This is a genomic window from Streptococcus jiangjianxini (genome assembly GCF_040225085.1).
GTDB lineage: Bacteria > Bacillota > Bacilli > Lactobacillales > Streptococcaceae > Streptococcus > Streptococcus jiangjianxini.
In genome coordinates this window covers 14,889-34,948 of sequence record NZ_JBEHGL010000014.1, presented here as the reverse complement: position 1 = coordinate 34,948, position 20,060 = coordinate 14,889, and the positions used below count along the sequence as shown (strand labels likewise).

The following is a 20,060-nucleotide window of genomic DNA, read 5'->3' as shown; positions in this document are numbered from 1 at the left end:
ACAATAGATAGCCCTTGATTTGAAAAGGCTATGCTTGATGTTAAGTAGAATACCGCTCTAGCTGAGTTGATAGATTAACCAAGGTGCGCTCGTTATTGCCGTAATTGGTAAGCTATCAAGGATAGTTTTCCCCTAAAATGAGATTTAGGGAAGACATCTTTAAGCTTGACAAAATATCTAAATATATTATATACTTAAACTGGTTATAACAAGTTAGAGAGGAAATTGTTGATGACAACTAATAAACCTTTGTATCTAAAAATGGTAGATACTCTTGAATTAGTAATCAGAGATTCAATGTCGCCACACGATAAACTACCATCTGAGCGTGAGCTTAGTGAGACCTTCGATGTTAGCCGTATTACGGTTCGCCAAGCTTTGAAGGAACTGGAAGCGAGAGGGTTTATCTATAAGAAGCAGGGGAAGGGGACTTTTGTTTCTAGCATTGAGAACGTTAAGACAGACTTATCATCGGCTTACAGTTTTACAGAACAGATGAAAAAGTTAGGGAAGAAGCCTGAAACAAGAATTTTATCCTTTGAAAAAGTGCAGGTAACCCCCTATCTAGCTACCTATCTCAATATGGAACTAGGCACTGAGGTGTTTGAGTTAGAACGTTTGAGGTTGGCAGATGGCTTACCTCTCATGTTTGAAAGAACTTACATGCCTGCCGACCTTTTTAAGGAATTGTCTGAGGAAAAATTACCTAAAAAACCTCTTTATGACATTTTTGCACAAGATTTTAACCAAACGATTCGAGTCGCTGAGGAGGAATTTTCAGCTAGTATTGCATTAGATTATGAGGCCGACCTTTTAGATATTAAAAAAGGTTCAGCTGTTTTGCAGATAGCACGTAGAACTTACAATGATAAGAATATGCTGATTGAGTTTACCTTAAGTACTGCGCGTGCCGACCAATTTCGTTATCACATTACCCATCAACCATCTTAGGAGGATTTTATGTTTCAATTACCCATAGAAGAATTAGACAAATTAGGAGCTGCTATCACGACACGTGAAATTAAGCAGCAACCAGAACTATGGCTAGAGGCTTTTGAACAATATGAGCATCAAAAAGACGCCATTGATGCCTTTTTGGAGAACGTCTTAGCTGCAAGCAACGGCAAGCCAGTAAAAGTCATTTTCACAGGAGCAGGGACGTCGGAATACGTTGGCAATAGCATTGCTAGTTACTTGCAAACTAAAGGAGATCGTGAACACTTTTTATTCTCAAGTGTTGCTACGACCGATATTGTCGCTGCGCCGCACTATTATTTTTACCCTGAAGATACGGTTTTATTAGTGTCATTTGCTCGAAGTGGTAATAGTCCCGAAAGCTTGGCTGCGGTAGATTTAGCCAATCAATTCATTGATAATATTTTCCATCTCAGCATTACCTGTGCTGAAGATGGTCAGTTAGCAAAAGTAGCCAAAAAACAGGACAATCATTACTTGTTATTACAACCAAGTCGTTCCAATGATGCTGGTTTTGCCATGACAGGCAGTTTTTCTTGCATGATGTTATCAGCTTTATTAGTGTTTGATCAGTCTTTGTCTGATGATGTCAAAAAAGACTATGTTAAAACAGCAGCAGGACTAGCTGAAACGGTTATTGAGCGTGAGGCAGAATTACAGACCTTGGTTGATGTAGACTTTAATCGCGTTGTTTATATCGGTTCAGGTAGCCTATCTGGTTTAACTAGAGAAGCACAATTGAAGCTTCTAGAATTAACAGCAGGGAAAATTGTAACCGTTTTCGATTCCTCGATGGGCTTCCGACATGGTCCTAAATCTTTTGTTAATGATAAAACAATTGTAATTGGATTTGTTAATAATCATCCTTATGTTCGGCAATACGATTTGGATATTCTAGAAGAAGTCTATGAAGATAATATTGCCGCTAAAACTTTGGCACTTGTTCAAGGAGATGGGTCAGCCTTTTCAGGAGATGTTTTTACATTTGCTGCCCATGAGCTATTGCCAGATGCTTATCTAGCCTTGCCATATATTGTTGTTGCTCAAACGATTGCCTTGCTATCGTCCATCAAAGTAAACAATCTTCCTGATACCCCGTCTGCCACAGGAACAGTTAACCGTGTCGTTAAGGGTGTAACGATTCATGATTATAAACAGTAGGAGGTCTTATGACTGTATCGCTGACGCAAACTAAACACCAATCAATGAAACGCTTAAGCAAGAATGGCATTATCTCTGCCCTCGCCTTTGATCAACGTGGCGCTTTAAAACGCATGATGACCAAACATCAAGCCGAGGAGCCAACAGTTGAACAGATAGAAGAGCTGAAGAGTCTGGTTTCAGAAGAATTGACACCATATGCTTCTTCAATCCTACTTGATCCTGAATATGGGCTTCCTGCGACAAAAGTCCGTCATAAAGATGCCGGTTTACTCCTTGCTTATGAAAAAACAGGCTACGATGCGACAACGACTAGTCGTTTGCCAGACTGTCTTGATGTCTGGTCAGCTAAGCGCATCAAGGAAGCTGGTGCTGACGCTGTGAAGTTTTTGCTTTACTATGATGTCGATGGTGACAAAGCTGTTAATGAGCAGAAGAAAGCCTATATTGAACGTATCGGTTCAGAGTGTCAAGCAGAAGACATTCCTTTCTACCTTGAAATCTTAACATACGACGAGACTATTTCTGATAATAGTAGTATAGAATTTGCTCAAGTCAAACCCCATAAAGTTAATGGTGCGATGGCTGTTTTTTCAGAAGAGCGCTTTGGTGTTGATGTTCTAAAAGTAGAAGTGCCTGTGAATATGAATTTTGTGGAAGGATTTGCTAAAGAAGAGGTTCTTTACACTAAAGAAGAGGCAGCACAAGCTTTCCGTGACCAAGAAGAGGCGAGTCATTTACCCTATATTTATTTAAGTGCTGGTGTATCAGCTAAGCTATTCCAAGAAACCCTCAAGTTTGCAGCGGCATCAGGGGCTAAATTTAACGGTGTGCTATGTGGCCGTGCCACATGGTCAGGTGCGGTACCAGTTTATATCACAAATGGTCCAGATGCCGCTCGAAAATGGCTTCGTACGGAAGGCTTAAAGAACATCGATGACCTCAACAAGGTTCTGGAGACAACGGCAACGTCTTGGGAAAACAAGGTCCGATAGTCTGAGACTTAAACAGATGATATGACGGGTCGCATCATGAGTTGAGCTAGCGAGAGGAAATTTTGAATTTATAATAATCCCAACGTTTATACGTTTCAACATATTCTAAGATACGATTCGTTTTCTTTTGACGTGTCGTACGAATTTGTAAGACAGCTGGTTCATTCGTCTTGAGTTTTAATTGTTTGGCTACTGCGTCTGGATAAGATAGGCGGATTTCGTTGGTTTCTTCGAAAACTTCGTCACTCATAACGATATTGAAATCCTTTTTAAACAATTGGTAGATCGATGTAAACTGCTCTTTGCCCACATGAGCATCTTTCACAAAATCATGAGGTAAGTAGGTGTGGTGATAGATATAGGGCTTTCCTTGGGCAGTTCGTAAGCGTATGACTTGGTAGTAGTATTCGGTTTTATGCAGTCCTAACCGATTTAAATACTTGGGATGATTTCCTTTAGTCACACTTAAAACGGTGGTCTCATCTTGTGATGGCTCAAATAATTCAATATCGGAAAACTTGACTAACCTCTCTAAACGAGACCGTGAAACAAAGGTTCCCACCCCTTGCTTGCGCTCAACCAGTCCTTCTTTTTCTAACTCATTTAAGGCTCTGATAGCAGTGATTGAGCTGACATTGAAAGCGGTGACTAATTCAGATTCAGTGTGAAATTTGTCACCTTCTTGAAAGTTTCCAGATAAGATTTGGCTTTGTAAGGTTTTTTTGAGACGTAGATACTTGGGTTCTCTACTTAGTTTCATGTCATTTTCATCCTGTGTTTTCAAATAATCTGTTCAATTATAACAAAAAATTTTAAAAAATAGTACAGCACACTTGATATAACAAGTTATAAATGTTATTATGTTAATGAAAAAGAAAGCGATTACAAATAGTTAGGAGGTGCTGGGTGAGCAAGTTCACGATTGGGGAAGACTTCTACCTGGATGGTCGTCCTTTTAAGATATTATCTGGAGCTATCCACTATTTTAGAATTCCTAAAGCCGATTGGTATCATTCACTATATAATCTGAAAGCTCTAGGATTTAACACTGTTGAAACCTATGTTCCTTGGAATAGGCATGAAGCTAAAGAAGGTGAGTTTGATTTTTCAGAACACCTAGATCTAGAGGCGTTTTTAACTATGGCTCAAGACCTAGGATTGTATGCTATCGTTCGACCAAGTCCTTATATTTGCGCCGAATGGGAATTTGGTGGGCTACCTGCTTGGTTGCTTGAAAAACAAGTAAAAGTACGCTCAGACGACCCTAAATTTTTAGCTTATGTTGAAAGATATTATAAGGTCTTGTTACCGAAGTTAACAAGGCATCAACTTGAACAAGGGGGCAATATCTTGATGTTTCAAGTTGAAAATGAATACGGTTCTTATGGAGAAAATAAGGCTTATCTTCGAGCTTTAAAGAAGCTAATGGAGGAAAATGGTTTATCAGCTCCATTCTTTACGTCTGATGGAGCCTGGCAAGCGACGATGAGGGCTGGTAGCTTGATTGATGACGATGTGCTTGTCACCGGAAATTTTGGGTCAAAAGCAAAGCTTAACTTTGCTCGTATGCGTTCGTTTTTCCAACAACATGGCAAAAAATGGCCCTTGATGAGTATGGAGTTTTGGGATGGTTGGTTCAACCGCTGGAAGGAGCCAGTCATACGGCGTGATCCAGAAGAATTGGCGGATTCGGTGATGGAGGTCTTGGAAGAGGGGAGTATTAACCTCTATATGTTTCATGGTGGAACGAACTTTGGCTTTATGAATGGTGCATCCGCACGACGAGATAGAGATCTACCACAAGTAACCTCTTACGATTATGATGCTATTTTAGATGAAGCTGGTAATCCCAGCCCCAAGTTTTATGCACTTCAAAAACGGCTGAAAGTGGCTTATCCTGACTTAGATTATAAAGAGCCTTTGGTGAAGGACAGCATGGCACTAGCTGATATTCCTTTGAAACGTAAGGTGACGCTGAAGGATACTTTGGCCCATTTATCGACCTCGAGGGAAAGTTTCTATCCTCAAAACATGGAAGCCTTAGGTCAAGCAACAGGATATATCTTTTATCGAACGCGTTTACCTCGTGATCATGAAGAGGAAAAGCTTCGTGTTATCGATTCTAGAGATCGTATCCACGTTTTCTTAGATGATCAGAAAGTGGCGACCCAATATCAAGACGAAATTGGTGGTGACATCATGATCAAACAACAAACAGATGACAGTCGGATTGATATTTTAGTAGAAAATATGGGACGCGTGACTTACGGGCATAAGTTAGAAGCTTCAACACAGAGTAAAGGACTTGGCCGTGGCCTGATGGCGGATCTGCACTTTGTGGGAGAGTGGGAGCAGTATCCACTACCTCTTGATAACATTGAAAAGATTTCCTATGAAGGACAGTGGCAGGAGGGGCTTCCGAGCTTTTATGAGTTTGAATTTAATTGTCAAAATCCCAAAGATACTTATATTGACATGTCATCATTTGGTAAAGGTGTCGTGTTTATTAATGGTTATCATTTAGGAAGATTTTGGCAAGTTGGTCCAACCTTATCGCTTTATTTGCCGGGTGTTCTCATTAAAAAAGGTCGAAATATAATCACCGTCTTTGAAACAGAAGGCATTTACCACAATCGTTTATCATTAAAAAATCATCCTATTTACAAAGAAATAGAAGGAGAAAATTTATGACAATTGTTGCAACTCGTATTGATGGCCGTTTAATTCACGGTCAGGTGGCCAATCTATGGACAACAAAATTAAATATCAGCCGAATTATGGTGGTTGATAATGATATTGTAAATAATGACTTGGAAAAAACAGGTTTGAAATTGGCTACGCCAGCCGGGGTAAAATTATCAATTTTAACAGAGGAAAAAGCTGCTGCTAATATTTTAGCAGGCCGATATGACTCACAACGTCTCCTGATTGTTGCCCGTCGACCAGATCGTTTTCTAGCACTGATAGAAAAAGGTGTGTCAATCCCAGAACTCAATGTTGGAAATATGTCGCAGACACCAGAAACCCGCGCAGTATCTCGCTCGGTTAATGTTGTAGATGAGGATATCCAAGTCTTTGATGCCATTCATGCTAAAGGAACAAAAATCATTCATCAAATGGTTCCCAATGACAGTGCTCAGGATTTCATGACCTTGCTAGACAAAGTCAGGTAATAACCAATGACGGTGCTGTTACTTTGAAGCGGCATTTAGTCGAAAAAGATTATTGAAAAAGTCAATGGCTTTTTGAGGTGGTGTGATTTAACTCAATTTTGGGAAACAATGACTACGCCTCATCGCTCTATCTGGCAAGATCTTGAAAGTAACACTCTCCAGAGACTTTTATTGATTTTGCTCTTGTCTTTCTTTTTTGAAGAAGACTTCTCTTTGACATTAAACACAGGCTATAAATATGGGCTGAACCTGAAGTGGACGTCTCTTGCTCAGCTTCCTCTTTTAGGGGTCTGGGCGTTTTGAAGGATCTTTAGCAATCATTGGTTGATGAGCTAACAATGATTTAGTGCATCTTGATTGGTAATTTAAGGTTATTCTTTTGTTTCAGTGAGTATTTGTGCCTTTAGCATCTTATTTAGGAGGATTCATCATGATTGAATGGTGGCAAATTTTATTACTTACTCTATATTCGGCTTATCAAATCCTAGACGAGCTGACTATTAATTCCTCTGCTGGATCACCTGTTTTTGCCGGATTTATTTCTGGATTGATTATGGGTGATATGACAACTGGTTTATTTATCGGCGGTAGTCTTCAATTATTGGTGTTAGGTGTTGGTACTTTTGGTGGGGCTTCACGTATTGATGCCACATCAGGTGCGGTCTTGGCAACAGCTTTCTCTGTTGGTCAAGGCATTAAACCAGAACTAGCCGTCTCAACCATTGCCGTCCCAGTAGCAGCTCTTCTGGTTTACACTGATATTCTAGGACGTTTTTCAACAACTTATTTCGCACACCGTATCGATAAACACGTTGACGATTTCAACTATAAAGCTATTGAACGCAACTATCTTCTAGGTGCAGTGCCATGGGCTCTTTCTCGTGCGCTTCCGGTTTTTCTTGCTCTCGTTCTTGGTGGTGGTGCCGTTAAAACAATGGTGGATACCATTGCGGATTATCAATGGATTGCTGATGGTTTGACACTGGCTGGTAAAATGCTTCCAGGTCTTGGGTTTGCTATCTTGCTTCATTACTTGCCAGTTAAGAAAAATTTACATTATTTGGCACTTGGTTTCGGGTTGACTGCCATGCTGACAACGATTTATGGCAACTTACAAACGGTTTCGACTACTTTGGGTGGCATTATTGGTGAATCAGGACTTAAAGAAACTATTTTTGACGCTTCACCATTCAAAGGTCTCCCAATGATTGGTATTGCTATTATCGGTGCTGCTCTTGCGACAATACACTATAAAAATGGACAAAATGTGACAGTTGTTGAACATACAACTCAAGTTTCTGAAAGTGGGGAAATCGAAGATGACGAAATCTAATTACAAATTAACAAAAGAAGATTTTAATCAAATTAACAAACGTAGTCTCTTTACTTTCCAATGGGGATGGAACTATGAGCGTATGCAGGGGTCTGGCTATCTTTATCTTATTTTGCCTCAACTGCGCAAAATTTATGGCGATAACACACCAGAATTGAAAGAAATGATGAAAACACATGTTCAATTCTTTAATACGTCAAATTTCTTCCACACCATTATTACTGGTATTGATCTAGCGTTAGAAGAAACGGAAGGTGTGGCATCTAAAGATGCTGTAAATGGGGTTAAAACAGGTTTGATGGGACCTTTTGCTCCAATCGGAGACTCACTCTTTGCGTCACTAGTGCCGTCAATTATGGGATCTATTGCAGCGTCACTAGCAACCAATGGTAACCCAATTGGGGTATTCCTCTGGGTTGCTGTTAATATTGCGATCATGGTCTTTCGCTGGAAACAATTGGAATTCGCTTATAAAGAAGGTACCAAGTTGGTAACCACTATGCGTGATAAGTTAGGTGCTTTGGTTGATGCGGCCTCTGTTATGGGGGTCTTCATGGTCGGTGCTTTAATCGCAACGATGATTAATTTCAAATTCACTGCTGAGCCTAAAATTGGTGATAAGGTCATCAATATCCAAGATTTATTCGATCAAATTTTCCCACGTTTGGTGCCAGCATTGTTCACAGGCTTAGTCTTTTGGCTACTAGGCCGTAAAGGCATGAGTTCAACAAAAGCTATTTTGATTATTATCATTTTTGCCTTGTTAATGTCATACTTTAAGATTTTGGGTGTTTAATTAGGAGGGAAATTTGACAAAAGCGTTAATTTTAATCAGTCATGGTCATTTTAGCGAGGAACTTAAAAAAAGTACCGAGATGATTATGGGACCACAAGAAAATATTCATACGGTTGGCCTACTTCCGGAAGAAGGACCTGAAGAGTTTGAAGAAAAACTCTTGCAAACGATTGATGGGCTTGATGAGTTCGTTGTGTTAGCGGATCTCATGGGAGGAACTCCTTGTAATGTGGCAGGACAACTTCTGATGAAGGGCTATCGTTATGACTTGTACGCAGGCATGAATATGCCGATGGTTGTTGGTTTCATCAACAGCTGCCTTATTGGCGAAAGCATTGATTTAAAAAGCTTTGGCGCTGAAAATATCCATCGAGTCAATGATCTCTTAGTGATGTCAGATGATGAAGACGAGTAATCCATAGAATCTGCTGTTAAGTTAGGGAATTCAGTCCTTTGGAGAGTGAGTGGTGAGACATTTGCTTCTTATTTGCTAGGTCAGATCCATTTAAAAGGTATGCTAATGGCTGTGATGATGGGCTCCTTACATTACTCGACTAGGACTAACTTACTCCTACGCAAGATTTAAACCTTCTTCTTTTCAGGATTCAGCTATTGTATTTAACTTATCATTCAGCCATGACATTTGTATGACAAGATTGTCAAAAGGCAGAGTTTTTCCCTACTTATGGTTGTCTGTTGTAGGATATTTCAAAAAACCACTTAACGTCACTGCCTGCAAGCGGTGATGTTAAGTGGTTTTAATGTCTTTAGAGTATCACCAGACCATTTTCAAATGTTTGTGACTGGGCAGTGACGTGAATGGTTTCAAGGGTTAGCGGATGTGTAAAAGACAGTGCGTGGGCATGCAGCATCAGTCGTCCTTTGGGTTTTGGGTGATAGAGGGGATCACCTAAGATGGGGTGTTTGTTATGACTAAGGTGGACGCGGATTTGATGAGTCCGTCCTGTTTCTAACTGGCAGTTGATGAGACTGTTCTTGTCAAAAGCTTTGAGCACTCGGACATGGGTGATAGCCTTTTGACCGTTTCGCGTATCCACCACTCGCTTGCGACGGTCGTGGCGATGACGACCGATGGCTTGACGATAAGTTCTGCTTTTGTCTGAAAAGTGCCCTTGAACCAATGCCCAGTATTGACGCTTGATCTTTTTATTTTCTAACAGTCTATTTAGGATTGGTAGGATAAAAGGATTTTTAGCGAAAAGCACGGTGCCACTGGTTTCCATATCTAGACGATGAACAACATAGCAGGTCTTTCCTACAAAGGCAGAGACATGATTTAATAGAGCAAGCTCAGTCGGCTCATTGCCATGTGTCTTCATGCCTTCTGGTTTATTAACAACAATGAGATGCTCATCTTGGTAAAGACAATCAACCAGATCGGCATGTCCCAAAGGGATGTCTTTGGTAGGATAATCGTCCTCATCGAAGGTGAGCTCAACAGTGTCTCCTAAAGCAACTGGACTTTGCCAATTGATCAATTCATGATTAACACGGACGTTCTTTTTGGTCCGTAAGAAATGCCTTACCTTACGCGGGATTAACAAATGTTCTTCTAAGAGTTCCTTAACCGTGGTTTCGGGATAAGGGTTCTGAATGCTTACCGTAAATGTCATAAAGCTATTATAACATCTTAGAAAGGGAATGCTTAACTGAAACTTACTTGTAAGTTTGGTAACAGTTTTTTTAGGAGAATCTCACTAGAAAATTGATATAATAGGCTTATGACAATATTTGATAAATGGAAAAAGAGCTTAAAAAACCTTCTTTCTACTGATAAAGAGGAGGATGACCGCGATTTTGGGGTTTATGATTTAGATGATCTTGAGGATTATTCTGATGACAAAAACGCTGATGAAACGCAAGTTTATCAAGGTTTTACGGAGGATAGCTCTAAAGACAATAAAGAGAAATCAAGACGATTTGATCGGTCAAGTCGTCATAAAGAACGAGCTTACCACGGTCAAAAAGACAGGTTGAGTCTCTTGGATCGGTTAATCAAAAAATATCCTAAATTGGCGATTGTCCGTAAGGTTATTCCGGCACGTGATTCTTGGATTCGACGCTTTTGGCGCCGTTACCATATTGGAAAGATTATCCTCCTGATAGGAGCGATTTTTAGTTTGGTTGTCGGATCTTATCTATTTTATTTGGCCAAGACAGCTGATGTAGAAGATTTACAGTCAGCCTTGAAAGCGACCACGCTTATCTATGACAAGAATGAAGAACAGGTTGGTAGTCTGTCTGGTCAGAAGGGAACCTATGTGGAATTGGATGCCATCAGTGATAACCTTAAAAAGGCAGTTATTTCAACAGAGGATAGGAGCTTTTATAAAAATAACGGGATCAACTTCTCTCGGTTTGCCTTAGCGATTGTTACCATGGGGAAATTTGGAGGTGGTTCGACCATCACCCAGCAACTCGCTAAAAATGCCTATCTATCTCAAGAGCAGACGATTACTCGTAAAGCAAAAGAATTCTTCCTAGCTTTAGAATTAACCAAACAGTATAGTAAGGATGAGATTCTCACTATGTATCTCAATAATACTTACTTTGGAAACAGTGTTTGGGGGATTGAGGATGCTAGTCACAAGTATTTTGGTGTTAGTGCAGCAGAGCTAACTTTGGAACAATCAGCTATTTTAGCTGGGATGCTCAAAGGACCAGAGATTTATAACCCGCTTTATTCTATAAAAAATGCCACCAATCGACGCAACACAGTTCTTGGTGTTATGGTTGATGCCAAAGCAATTAGTCAAGCAGAAGCAGAACAGGCAGCTAGCGTTGATATTGCGAGCGAACTAACAGATAATTATGGTGGTACTTCGGACACCTACCAATACCCATCGTATTTTGATGCGGTTATTCAGGAAGCTACTAAAAAGTATGGTTTAACCGAAGATGACATTGTTAATAAGGGTTACAAGATTTACACTGAATTAGACCAGAACTATCAAGTAGGAATGCAGTATGTCTATGACGACCCTTCTTATTTCCCAGTGGCAGAAGATGGTGAAACCTCGCAGGGTGCGAGTGTCGCTATGGATCCTAAGACAGGTGCGGTCAGAGGTTTAGTTGGTCGGGTTTCTAGTACGAGTCAATCCTTTAGGAGTTTCAACTATGCAACTCAAGCCAAACGCAGTCCAGGATCTGCGATTAAACCTCTCGTGGCTTACGCCCCAGCAGTTGCTAACGGTTACTCTATTCACAAGTTATTGCCAAACACGCCAATTGATTATAAGGGCTATAGACCGGAAAACTTTGGTGGTTATGAATCTGAGGATGTTCCTATGTACCAAGCCTTGGCTAACTCATACAATGTTCCAGCAGTTTATCTTGTAGATAAACTGGGGCTATCGAAAGCCTTTAGTTATGGCAAAAAATTCGGTCTTAATATGTCTGGAGCCAATAGAGAACTCGGTGTTGCTCTTGGGGGAAGTGTCACGACTAGCCCACTTGAAATAGCTCAAGCCTATTCAACGTTTGCTAATGATGGTGTCATGCCTAAAGCGCACTTGATTACTCGAATTGAGACCGCTAGTGGAAAAATCATCAAGCAGTTTAAAGAATCAAATCAACGTGTGATTAGTCAAAGTGTCAGCAAGAAAATGACTAGCATGATGCTGGGGACCTTCTCCAATGGGTCAGCGGTCAATGCCAATGCTTATGGCTATACTATGGCCGGTAAGACTGGAACAACCGAAACGGAGTTTAATCCTGATTTAACCAGTGATCAGTGGGTTGTTGGCTATACTCCAGATATTGTCTTGAGTCAGTGGATTGGTTTTGAAAAGACTGATGAAAACCACTATCTGACTGGCGCAAGTTCTGGAACAGCGTCTACCATTTTTAGCGCCGTCGCAAGTAATGTCCTACCTTATACGGCTGGTTCAAGCTTTGACGCGGAAAATGCCTATGTTTCAGACGGTCTTGTACCAACCTATACGGCAAATCCAGAAGAAGCAGAAGAAAGCACGGCACCTAAAGTTTCGAATATTTTTGATGACCTTAAAAAGGGAGCAGAATCTGCAAAAAATAACTTTGATCGAGCAGTTCAAGATGCGAATCTGGAGGATAAGGCTAGACGAGTATGGAATGCTATCGAGAGTTGGTTGAACTAGCTTGCCACAATCTTTGAATTATGGTAAAGTAAAGGTTACGGAGGCGTTATGGCACAGAAAAAAGCAAGCCTAGCGTGTGCAGAGTGTGGAAGTCGAAACTACTCTATTGGAGTATCTAGCAACCCAAAACCAACACGACTAGAAGTCAATAAATTTTGTAAACATTGTCAAAAATACACAGTACACAAAGAAACAAGATAGGAGAAAAACGGTGAGATTTATTCCAGGTATTTTTAAAGTTTTAAAAGATACAACATGGCCAGACCACAAGCAACGATGGAAAGACTTTCTTGCTGTATTAGAGTATACTGCGTTTTTCACGGTTATCATCTTTTTGTTCGATAAGTTGATTGCAAAGGGTGTTCTTTCTATCTTAAACATGTTTTAATCCCAAAACAAGTCAGTAAACGTAGAGGGTTCAAGCGTTAGGGAAAATGTCTAGCGTTTGAGGTCACATACGAAAACTGACTTGTTTTTTTGATTTTCAGTGGTCAGAGAGGTCTCTAGTATGGTATAATGAAGTCGCAGATATAGCCATTGAGGCTTTTTATTATGCCATTTTGCTATGATAGAAGGTCGAGCCAGCTATTTGTAGGCTTTAGGATCTTTTTAACTGATTTGGTAGTCATTTCAGTGTAGGCCTACTGCCTTTGTGTTTCATATCAGTGTTTGTGATGTACCGCTTAACAAGTGCTGCTTATTATAGAGCGTGGCAAGAGTAGTAGATGTTAAAGTGGCTAACAAGCGATTAGCTCTTGTGATGAGAAGAAATCTTATGACATCGATATGATCGTTATCAAAGGCTTATTTTAGCTCTCACCTTCTCGGTATGAGTTACCACTAAAAACATCGTCAGTTAGTTAGACGTTATACAGTAAGATTAGCGAACAATCAAAAAGGAGAATAGTCATGTTAGATTCATTTGATAAGGGCTGGTTTGTCCTTCAAACTTATTCAGGTTACGAAAATAAAGTTAAAGAAAACCTTTTGCAACGCGCGCAGACTTATAACATGTTAGATAACATTCTGCGTGTTGAAATCCCAACACAAACAGTTAACGTTGAGAAAAATGGAAAAACTAAAGAAATCGAAGAAAATCGTTTCCCAGGTTATGTCTTGGTTGAAATGGTAATGACAGATGAAGCGTGGTTTGTGGTACGTAATACTCCGAACGTTACTGGTTTCGTTGGATCACACGGTAACCGTTCGAAACCAACACCGCTTTTGGAAGAAGAAATTCGTGCGATTCTTATCTCTATGGGGCAAACTGTTGATGTCTTTGATACCAACATCAAAGCTGGGGATGTGGTGCAAATCGTTGATGGTGCCTTTATGGGGCAAGAGGGACGTGTTGTTGAGATTGATGGTAACAAGGTCAAATTAATGATTAACATGTTTGGCACTGAGACTCAAGCAGATCTTGAATTATACCAAATTGCGGAGTTAGCATAACCATATCGTTTTGAGATTTCGAAAGGACTCTGCAGAAATGTAGGGTCTTTTTGCTTACTAGAAGGGAAGTTATCATATGGATACTTTTAAAGCCATGTATTTAGAAGATAATCAAGGGCAGTTGGCATTTGGTCCTAAGGAAATCACGTTAGATGATCTTAGTCAAGGTGAGGTAGTGATCGAAGTAGTTTACAGCTCGCTCAATTATAAAGATATGCTAGCAGTTCAGCCAAAGGGCGGAGTGATCCGAAACTACCCAATGATTCCAGGAATTGACTTGGCTGGGATAGTGGTATCATCAGAAAGTGCTGATTTTCAAGAAGGGCAAGAAGTCCTTGTTACAGGTTATGAGATGGGCATGTCACATACGGGAGGCTTTTCTCAGTATGCACGTGTTCCTAAAAACTGGGTGATTCCCCTGCCCAAAGGGCTTAGCTTGAAAGACGCTATGAGTTACGGAACAGCTGGTTTAACAGCGATTTTGTCGATTTTGGCTTTGGAAAATGCTGGGCTTTCAGATAGCAAAGAAGCGCGTGTTTTAGTGACAGGATCCAGTGGTGGTGTCGGATCAGTTGCGCTAGCGCTTTTAAAAGCGCGTGGTTATAGTAATGTGACAGCACTTGTGCGCAAAGATTATCAAGAGCCGCTTGTCAGTCGTCTAGGGGCTGATCAAGTCATTCGACCAGAAGCCATTTTTATTAAAGAAAAGCCCTTATTATTGAAAGAACAGTATGAGTTTGTCCTCGATACGGTTGGTGGTGATGTGGCAAGCCACCTGCTTCCTCAACTGGCTTATGGCGGCGCAATTTCCTTGTGCGGCAATGCAGGGGGAATTGGATTAAAAACGACTGTCTTGCCATTTATCTTACGGGGGGTTAATGTACTAGGCATAGACTCTGTTAATATCAGTCATCAGAAACGTCTTGAAGCCTGGTCAGAATTAGCTCAATACCATAGTATCCTTGAGAAGCTAGAGACGAATACGATTGACTTAGAGGAACTTCCTAAGCACTTGGAAATGCTCAAAACTGGCAGCCATTTAGGACGAACCATCGTTAGTCTAATAGATTAGTGCTCATTTTTATCGTAAAGTTAGAAAGAAAGTTACCAAACTATCTCACTTAACATTGGTATCATCTAGAGTCTAGTACCAAAAGGTCTTCACTTTAGAAATGCTATCTAGATTAGTCTAGTCAATTCATATACTTGACGCATAATAGAAAAAGACCTAGCTCTGCACAATGCAGAACTAAATCCTTTCAATCATTTCTTGTCTAACTTTTGGAGCAATACAGCGTTATTGTTCCTTTTTTTGGCGATGAGATACTAAGTTTAGTATAAAGCAGAAAGATAAACTTAATAGGCCCAGTAGTGTTGTATGCTTAGTTGAATCGCCTGTTTGAGGAAGTTTAGGAGTTTGATGGTAGGTTTTGCTTTCCGTACCTTTGCCTTGCTGATCTTTGTCAGACGTGAGTGGATTTTCTGGAGAAACGAGAGGAGCTCTCTTGAAAGTTTTATTGACACCTGCTGACAGGATTTTGGGGTTGTCCTCTGCTTTTGGAATATTTTTGTCTGGAGAATCTTTTTCAAGGCTCTCTTTTTTAGGCGTCTCCGTTTCAGACTCCTCGATTTTAGGTTCGTCTTTTTCAGTATTGTCTGTTTCGGGCTCCCCGATTTTAGGCTCGTCTTTTTCGGTATTGTCTGTTTCGGGCTCCCCGATTTTAGGCTCGTCTTTTTCGGTATTGTCTGTTTCGGGCTCCTTGATTTTAGGTTCGTCTTTTTCAGTATTGTCTGTTTCGGGCTCCTCGATTTTAGGTTCGTCTTTTTCAGTATTGTCTGTTTCAGACTCCTCGATTTTAGGTTCGTCTTTTTCAGTATTGTCTGTTTCAGACTCCTCGATTTTAGGCTCGTCTTTTTCGGTATTGTCTATTTCAGGTCCCTCTTTTTCGGTATTGTCTATTTCAGGCTTATCGATTTGAGGACTCTCTATTTCAGGCGTCTCTGTTTCAGACTCCTCGATTTTAGGCTCGTCTTTTTTAGTATTGTCTTTTTCAGACTCCCCGATTTTAGGCTCGTCTTTTTTAGGTTTCTCCGTTTCAGACTCCTCAATTTTAGGTTCGTCTTTTTCAGTATTGTCTTTTTCAGACTCCCCGATTTTAGGTTCGTCTTTTTTAGGGACATCAGGTAGATGATTTTCTTTATTTAGAATTTCGGTAAGTTTGACATGAGAATAATTACCTGCGAAATCTTCAGCGACATAAGTTAGGTGCTCAGGTGTCAGTTCGGTAGTTTCTTCAGATTCGTTGAGGAAAGTTTTTGGAATGCTAAAAGTTCCGTCCTGGTGAGGTTCTATATAACGAATAACTGGAAAGCCTTCTTCCATATCAGTATAAGCTAAACGTGTTCGAAAAATAGAAGCCTTAGTTTTTGATGGTTGAGTAGATACTACTCTGACCAGCCGAGAAGTATGATCATAGCTTGCTGATGAAGGTAATGCAGGTGGAGTAGTCTTGAGTGTCAACTCAAAATCCATATGTTGTTCTTTTGCTCCCTCAGAAATAGGAGTAAATACGATACGGTAGATATAATGCCCATCACCAACATAGTGACCATATTGATCTTTTCCGTCCCATTTGGTCTTTTCAAAGGTAGTTGCAGGGCCTGTTTTTTCTAGTGATTCACTGTAATGTTTATCAGCTGTTGAGGATTCGGGGCTTTCCCAAATCGCATTTGTAAGGTCAGATTGTCGATAGACCTTGGCCTTTAGATCTTTTACATTTCGTAGCAGTGTTCCTCTAAACGCAACGGTATCCATAATACCATCTCCATTTGGTGAAAGTGCTAAGTAAGGTTTTCCATCTTTGAAGACTAATTTTTTGATATTTTGAGCACCAGTTTTATCATAAGTACCTAAAACAGTAGTTGAGCGAAATTCTAAGGCTTCTTCTTCAATAAAATCTGGACGTTTAGATTCTTGCAGGTATCCCCACGACCCATATTGGCTAAGGAGAGCTGTGAAATTTTGTGAGTTAAATTCTTTGAAGTCATTGACCTCAAATTCGCCATCTTGCAAATGATTAGGGCGTTCATAATAAAATGTTTTACTTGGGGTTTCATAGATAGATTTTTCCACTGCATTTAAATCAGCGAACTTACCTGTTCCACGAAAACCAATGAAAGGAATGCTCATCACTTCAGAATGATTTGGAGACGTCATAAAGCGAACAAAGCCTTCCAGAAAGTAGCCGTTAGGCATCAGTTTGCTCAGTTGATTATGAAACGGAGTCACATTAATTGGGATGCTAATGTCTAGTGTTGTATTAGCTGGCACAGTAACGGTTTTAAGTTCAGTTGATAGCAAATGTCTTGGCGCTAGTGCAAAGTGTTGATTCTCAACCTTATCTGTGCCTACATGCGCTGTATAATAAAATTTAGTAGGAGAGGAACTTAGATTATGAATTTTTGCCACTAAATGAAATGTATTTGTTACATCACCAAGATGGATTTTACTTTTGTTGTTCTGATCTGTTACATAGGCGGTAGCAGAAGCAGCTTTTTTGGCATCTACGAGCCCTGCTCCTTGTTGTCGTGGTGAAACATAAGCTTTTTCTTGGTCATTAAAAATAGCAGTTGCTGAACTCATCATAATCTGCTTTATGAGAATTGCTAATTCTTTAGGTGTTTTATTTGGAAAACGTTTTTGATAGATAGGTTTTAAAAGATTGACTAGACCAGCAACATGGGGAGCTGCGGCACTAGTACCGTTAATCAACTCATAATCCTTACTTCCCTTGAAAGCAGCTGAGAGGGTAAATCCTCCTGGAGCTGCAACGTCTGGCTTTAAATGACCATCCGCAGTAAGCCCCCAACTGGAGAAGCCGGCGATTTGATTACCACCAGGATTTTTGAAAATCTGATATTGCTTAGTGAATGACAATCTCTGATTTGTATTGTTTAAGAGCGCTTGCCCATCTTTTTGACTAATAAAACCAGAAGGTATCTTAGCAAGCTTTTTAGGCAATGGTAATGTTAGATTCTCTCCTGGCGTATCATTGTAAATGAGAATCCCTGCGGCTCCATTTGTGATGGCATTAGTAATTTTATCGGCAAAATCAATCTCTCCGCGTTGAATTAAAACAATTTTATCTTTGACATCAATACCTTTAAAGTCTTCTTTCCTTCCAAATTTAGCATCAACAAACTGGTATTGTCTTGTTTTATCAAATTCGGTAAGTAAACCTTGACTGGTTGAAAGGGCTATTTTTTGATGTGTTGATGTTGTTAAATATTCGCTGTATCTATAAGGGTTCTGATAAGCAGCTACACTGATGACATCTTCTGATAAACCTGGGGCTGCGACGACCCCAAAGTCGGGATTTGTTGCGAGAGGTTTTTTTGAAATATCCCCAAAAGCACGATCATTGCCCGCGCTTGCAATTAAGAAAACTCCCTTGTCTTTTGCTAATTGGATTGCCTTAACCATATCAGGGTGCAGATGATTTTTAGAATCTGCACCTTTCCCATAACTCATATTGACGCTATCAGCACCTAAATGAATGGCATCAATAATAGCCTTGGCTCTTAATTCATCAGCGCCTCCAATGACCTTCATAAAAATGAGTTGAGATTGTGGGGCAACACCGGTCATTTTCAATCCATTGTCCATTGGTTGTGTACTTTCTCCAACGGCAATACCAGACACATGACTTCCGTGTGTGTCTGTTCCTGCGAGATCATCATTGTTTTTAAGGTAATTATGAGCAAAAATAATTTTAGATGAAATCCACTTACCATAATCAATGTTTGCCTCATTTTTTAATCGGTTTAGATCATCTTCTTTTGCTACTTTAGGCGTTTTAAGATCTGTGTTTGAGAAAACCTCGTGATCACTGTTTAGTTCACTGTCAAGGACTGCTGTGACAGTACCTGCTCCTTGCTGACTCTCTTCCCAAATTTTTGTAACATTAGTGCTGTCTAACTCAGAATCAAGAGTCGTTTCTGGGGTTTGAGCAGATGTTTCGGGTGCTGAAGAATAACTTTCTGGCACAGTTTCATGTGTGTTGACCGTTGATGGAGCATGATCGTTGTCTATTTCAGTGTTTACGGGTGTTTCCGTTGACGTGGTAAGCGGCGTCTCCTCTTGAGCTTCTATTTGTTGTGTGTACATCATTAGTGTACTTGTAGTTATTAAGGCTACAGCAGCTAACTGTTTCTTTGCGATTGTTTTTCTCACATCATCCTCCAAGTTTTATTTAATGTTTTAATATACATGCAATATTATATAATAAATAATTAAATCGTTCAATGTCACAACGGGAAATGAATAATTATTAAAGATCACTTTGTATGAAAATCGATGTTTTGGTCTCTGTATAAATCAGTGTAAATGTATGGATGTTTTGTTTTGTGATAGCATTTGTTTGCTATTATATCCGCTTTATTGAAAGAGACAGGAGCATGTGCTTGAATAATATTATTTATATTTTATGTTAACAGTCATAATTATATAGTGATTATAATAATTAAAATTATTAAGATTTAATGTTAAATACCGTATATCAGAACAACTGAGTTTAGATGGAAGGGTGTAGACCAAGTAAGTTTTCACCTTCACAAGAATTGCTAAGCTGACAAATTAAGGTTTGAAGGATTAACCATTTTATACGAAAACTAAAAAATCTTGATATTGCCAATAAAAATGGCGAGACACCTCTTTTTGAGATAAATACGTTAGAACCTTTTAAATAGTTAAAATAGGAATGACATGCCTCAATATGTCAATGGATACTGATATTTTTATGGTATTAGTTATCAACGCCACTACCTGCCGGTGTCAAAAATGCTTAAGGGTTTACAAGGAGCTAAGGTCGTTTATGGAGGTGTTATTTTAGATCATGCCTTTATTTAAAAGGGGTATAAAGGCTTGATGCTAATAAGAAGTAGGTGTTATAGGTTCATCCTATAACCTTTTTTAAAAAATAACTATGTTTCAGACAAAGAAATTCATGTTAGTATCTTAAGTACGATAAAAATGTC

The 20,060-nt window shown here is 39.7% G+C and carries 16 protein-coding genes; 13 read left to right on the top strand and 3 right to left on the bottom strand.

All coding sequences use genetic code 11. The annotated features are described in order from the left end of the window. The first annotated feature begins 231 nt into the window (after positions 1-231). From ABP870_RS07190 to lacD, 3 genes are read left to right on the top strand one after another with little or no spacing between them, the layout of a single operon-like run. Complete coding sequence (locus tag ABP870_RS07190) at positions 232-951, top strand: GntR family transcriptional regulator (protein ID WP_350014776.1); 720 nt, start codon at positions 232-234, stop codon at positions 949-951. Between the two features lie 9 nt (positions 952-960). Then, a complete protein-coding gene (locus ABP870_RS07185) occupies positions 961-2,136 on the top strand; it encodes an SIS domain-containing protein (RefSeq protein WP_350014775.1) in 1,176 nt (391 codons plus the stop codon). Positions 2,137-2,144: 8 nt separating this feature from the next. Continuing rightward, on the top strand, positions 2,145-3,131 hold the full coding sequence (gene lacD, locus ABP870_RS07180; protein WP_350014774.1) for a tagatose-bisphosphate aldolase: 987 nt from the start codon (positions 2,145-2,147) through the stop codon (positions 3,129-3,131). 46 nt (positions 3,132-3,177) lie between these two features. On the opposite strand, the gene ABP870_RS07175 is transcribed toward lacD, so the two are convergent. Then, the gene (locus ABP870_RS07175; RefSeq protein WP_350014773.1) at positions 3,178-3,891 is read right to left on the bottom strand and encodes a GntR family transcriptional regulator; all 714 of its coding nucleotides are present in this window, start codon (positions 3,889-3,891) and stop codon (positions 3,178-3,180) included. Between the two features lie 146 nt (positions 3,892-4,037). Between ABP870_RS07175 and ABP870_RS07170 the strand changes: the two genes are divergently transcribed. The 5 genes from ABP870_RS07170 (at position 4,038) to ABP870_RS07150 (ending at position 8,848) form a co-directional block, all read left to right on the top strand. Continuing rightward, positions 4,038-5,822: a glycoside hydrolase family 35 protein gene (locus ABP870_RS07170; protein WP_350014772.1), complete on the top strand. Its 1,785-nt coding sequence runs from the start codon at positions 4,038-4,040 to the stop codon at positions 5,820-5,822. Next, entirely contained in the window at positions 5,819-6,304 is a 486-nt protein-coding gene (locus ABP870_RS07165; protein ID WP_350014771.1) for a PTS system mannose/fructose/N-acetylgalactosamine-transporter subunit IIB, read from the top strand. The genes ABP870_RS07170 and ABP870_RS07165 overlap by 4 nt, the downstream gene beginning before the upstream one ends. A 430-nt stretch (positions 6,305-6,734) precedes the next feature. Next, positions 6,735-7,637, top strand: coding sequence for a PTS mannose/fructose/sorbose/N-acetylgalactosamine transporter subunit IIC (locus ABP870_RS07160; protein WP_350014770.1), 903 nt, complete (start codon positions 6,735-6,737; stop codon positions 7,635-7,637). Then, entirely contained in the window at positions 7,624-8,433 is an 810-nt protein-coding gene (locus ABP870_RS07155; protein WP_350014769.1) for a PTS system mannose/fructose/sorbose family transporter subunit IID, read from the top strand. The genes ABP870_RS07160 and ABP870_RS07155 overlap by 14 nt, the downstream gene beginning before the upstream one ends. Before the next feature lie 13 nt (positions 8,434-8,446). Beyond that, complete coding sequence (locus ABP870_RS07150; protein ID WP_350014768.1) at positions 8,447-8,848, top strand: PTS sugar transporter subunit IIA; 402 nt, start codon at positions 8,447-8,449, stop codon at positions 8,846-8,848. Positions 8,849-9,200: 352 nt separating this feature from the next. Here the strand turns inward: ABP870_RS07150 and ABP870_RS07145 are convergent, their stop codons facing one another. After that, entirely contained in the window at positions 9,201-10,067 is an 867-nt protein-coding gene (locus ABP870_RS07145) for an RluA family pseudouridine synthase (RefSeq protein WP_350014767.1), read from the bottom strand. 108 nt (positions 10,068-10,175) lie between these two features. Between ABP870_RS07145 and pbp2a the strand changes: the two genes are divergently transcribed. The 5 genes from pbp2a to ABP870_RS07120 all read left to right on the top strand — a co-directional run bounded on the left by pbp2a (position 10,176) and on the right by ABP870_RS07120 (position 15,096). Continuing rightward, positions 10,176-12,572: a penicillin-binding protein PBP2A gene (pbp2a, locus tag ABP870_RS07140; protein WP_350014766.1), complete on the top strand. Its 2,397-nt coding sequence runs from the start codon at positions 10,176-10,178 to the stop codon at positions 12,570-12,572. A gap of 48 nt (positions 12,573-12,620) precedes the next feature. Further along, a complete protein-coding gene (rpmG, locus tag ABP870_RS07135; RefSeq protein ID WP_350014765.1) occupies positions 12,621-12,773 on the top strand; it encodes a 50S ribosomal protein L33 in 153 nt (50 codons plus the stop codon). 10 nt (positions 12,774-12,783) lie between these two features. Beyond that, positions 12,784-12,960, top strand: coding sequence for a preprotein translocase subunit SecE (gene secE, locus ABP870_RS07130; RefSeq protein ID WP_350014764.1), 177 nt, complete (start codon positions 12,784-12,786; stop codon positions 12,958-12,960). A 521-nt stretch (positions 12,961-13,481) separates the two neighbouring features. After that, entirely contained in the window at positions 13,482-14,024 is a 543-nt protein-coding gene (gene nusG / locus ABP870_RS07125; RefSeq protein ID WP_350014763.1) for a transcription termination/antitermination protein NusG, read from the top strand. Between the two features lie 76 nt (positions 14,025-14,100). Then, positions 14,101-15,096 (top strand): YhdH/YhfP family quinone oxidoreductase, encoded by a 996-nt coding sequence (locus ABP870_RS07120; RefSeq protein WP_350014761.1) that lies wholly within the window; start codon positions 14,101-14,103, stop codon positions 15,094-15,096. Positions 15,097-15,321: 225 nt separating this feature from the next. Here the strand turns inward: ABP870_RS07120 and ABP870_RS07115 are convergent, their stop codons facing one another. After that, positions 15,322-19,257, bottom strand: coding sequence for a S8 family serine peptidase (locus ABP870_RS07115; protein ID WP_350014760.1), 3,936 nt, complete (start codon positions 19,255-19,257; stop codon positions 15,322-15,324). Positions 19,258-20,060: the final 803 nt, after the last annotated feature.

What these genes read in the sequence shown, in the direction of transcription:
- ABP870_RS07190 (WP_350014776.1), top strand. Translation starts at nt 232, where the DNA reads ATGACAACTAATAAACCTTTGTATCTAAAAATGGTAGATACTCTTGAA.
- ABP870_RS07185 (WP_350014775.1), top strand. Translation starts at nt 961, where the DNA reads ATGTTTCAATTACCCATAGAAGAATTAGACAAATTAGGAGCTGCTATC.
- lacD (WP_350014774.1), top strand. Translation starts at nt 2,145, where the DNA reads ATGACTGTATCGCTGACGCAAACTAAACACCAATCAATGAAACGCTTA.
- ABP870_RS07175 (WP_350014773.1), bottom strand. Translation starts at nt 3,891, where the DNA reads ATGAAACTAAGTAGAGAACCCAAGTATCTACGTCTCAAAAAAACCTTA.
- ABP870_RS07165 (WP_350014771.1), top strand. Translation starts at nt 5,819, where the DNA reads ATGACAATTGTTGCAACTCGTATTGATGGCCGTTTAATTCACGGTCAG.
- ABP870_RS07160 (WP_350014770.1), top strand. Translation starts at nt 6,735, where the DNA reads ATGATTGAATGGTGGCAAATTTTATTACTTACTCTATATTCGGCTTAT.
- ABP870_RS07155 (WP_350014769.1), top strand. Translation starts at nt 7,624, where the DNA reads ATGACGAAATCTAATTACAAATTAACAAAAGAAGATTTTAATCAAATT.
- ABP870_RS07145 (WP_350014767.1), bottom strand. Translation starts at nt 10,067, where the DNA reads ATGACATTTACGGTAAGCATTCAGAACCCTTATCCCGAAACCACGGTT.
- pbp2a (WP_350014766.1), top strand. Translation starts at nt 10,176, where the DNA reads ATGACAATATTTGATAAATGGAAAAAGAGCTTAAAAAACCTTCTTTCT.
- rpmG (WP_350014765.1), top strand. Translation starts at nt 12,621, where the DNA reads ATGGCACAGAAAAAAGCAAGCCTAGCGTGTGCAGAGTGTGGAAGTCGA.
- nusG (WP_350014763.1), top strand. Translation starts at nt 13,482, where the DNA reads ATGTTAGATTCATTTGATAAGGGCTGGTTTGTCCTTCAAACTTATTCA.
- ABP870_RS07120 (WP_350014761.1), top strand. Translation starts at nt 14,101, where the DNA reads ATGGATACTTTTAAAGCCATGTATTTAGAAGATAATCAAGGGCAGTTG.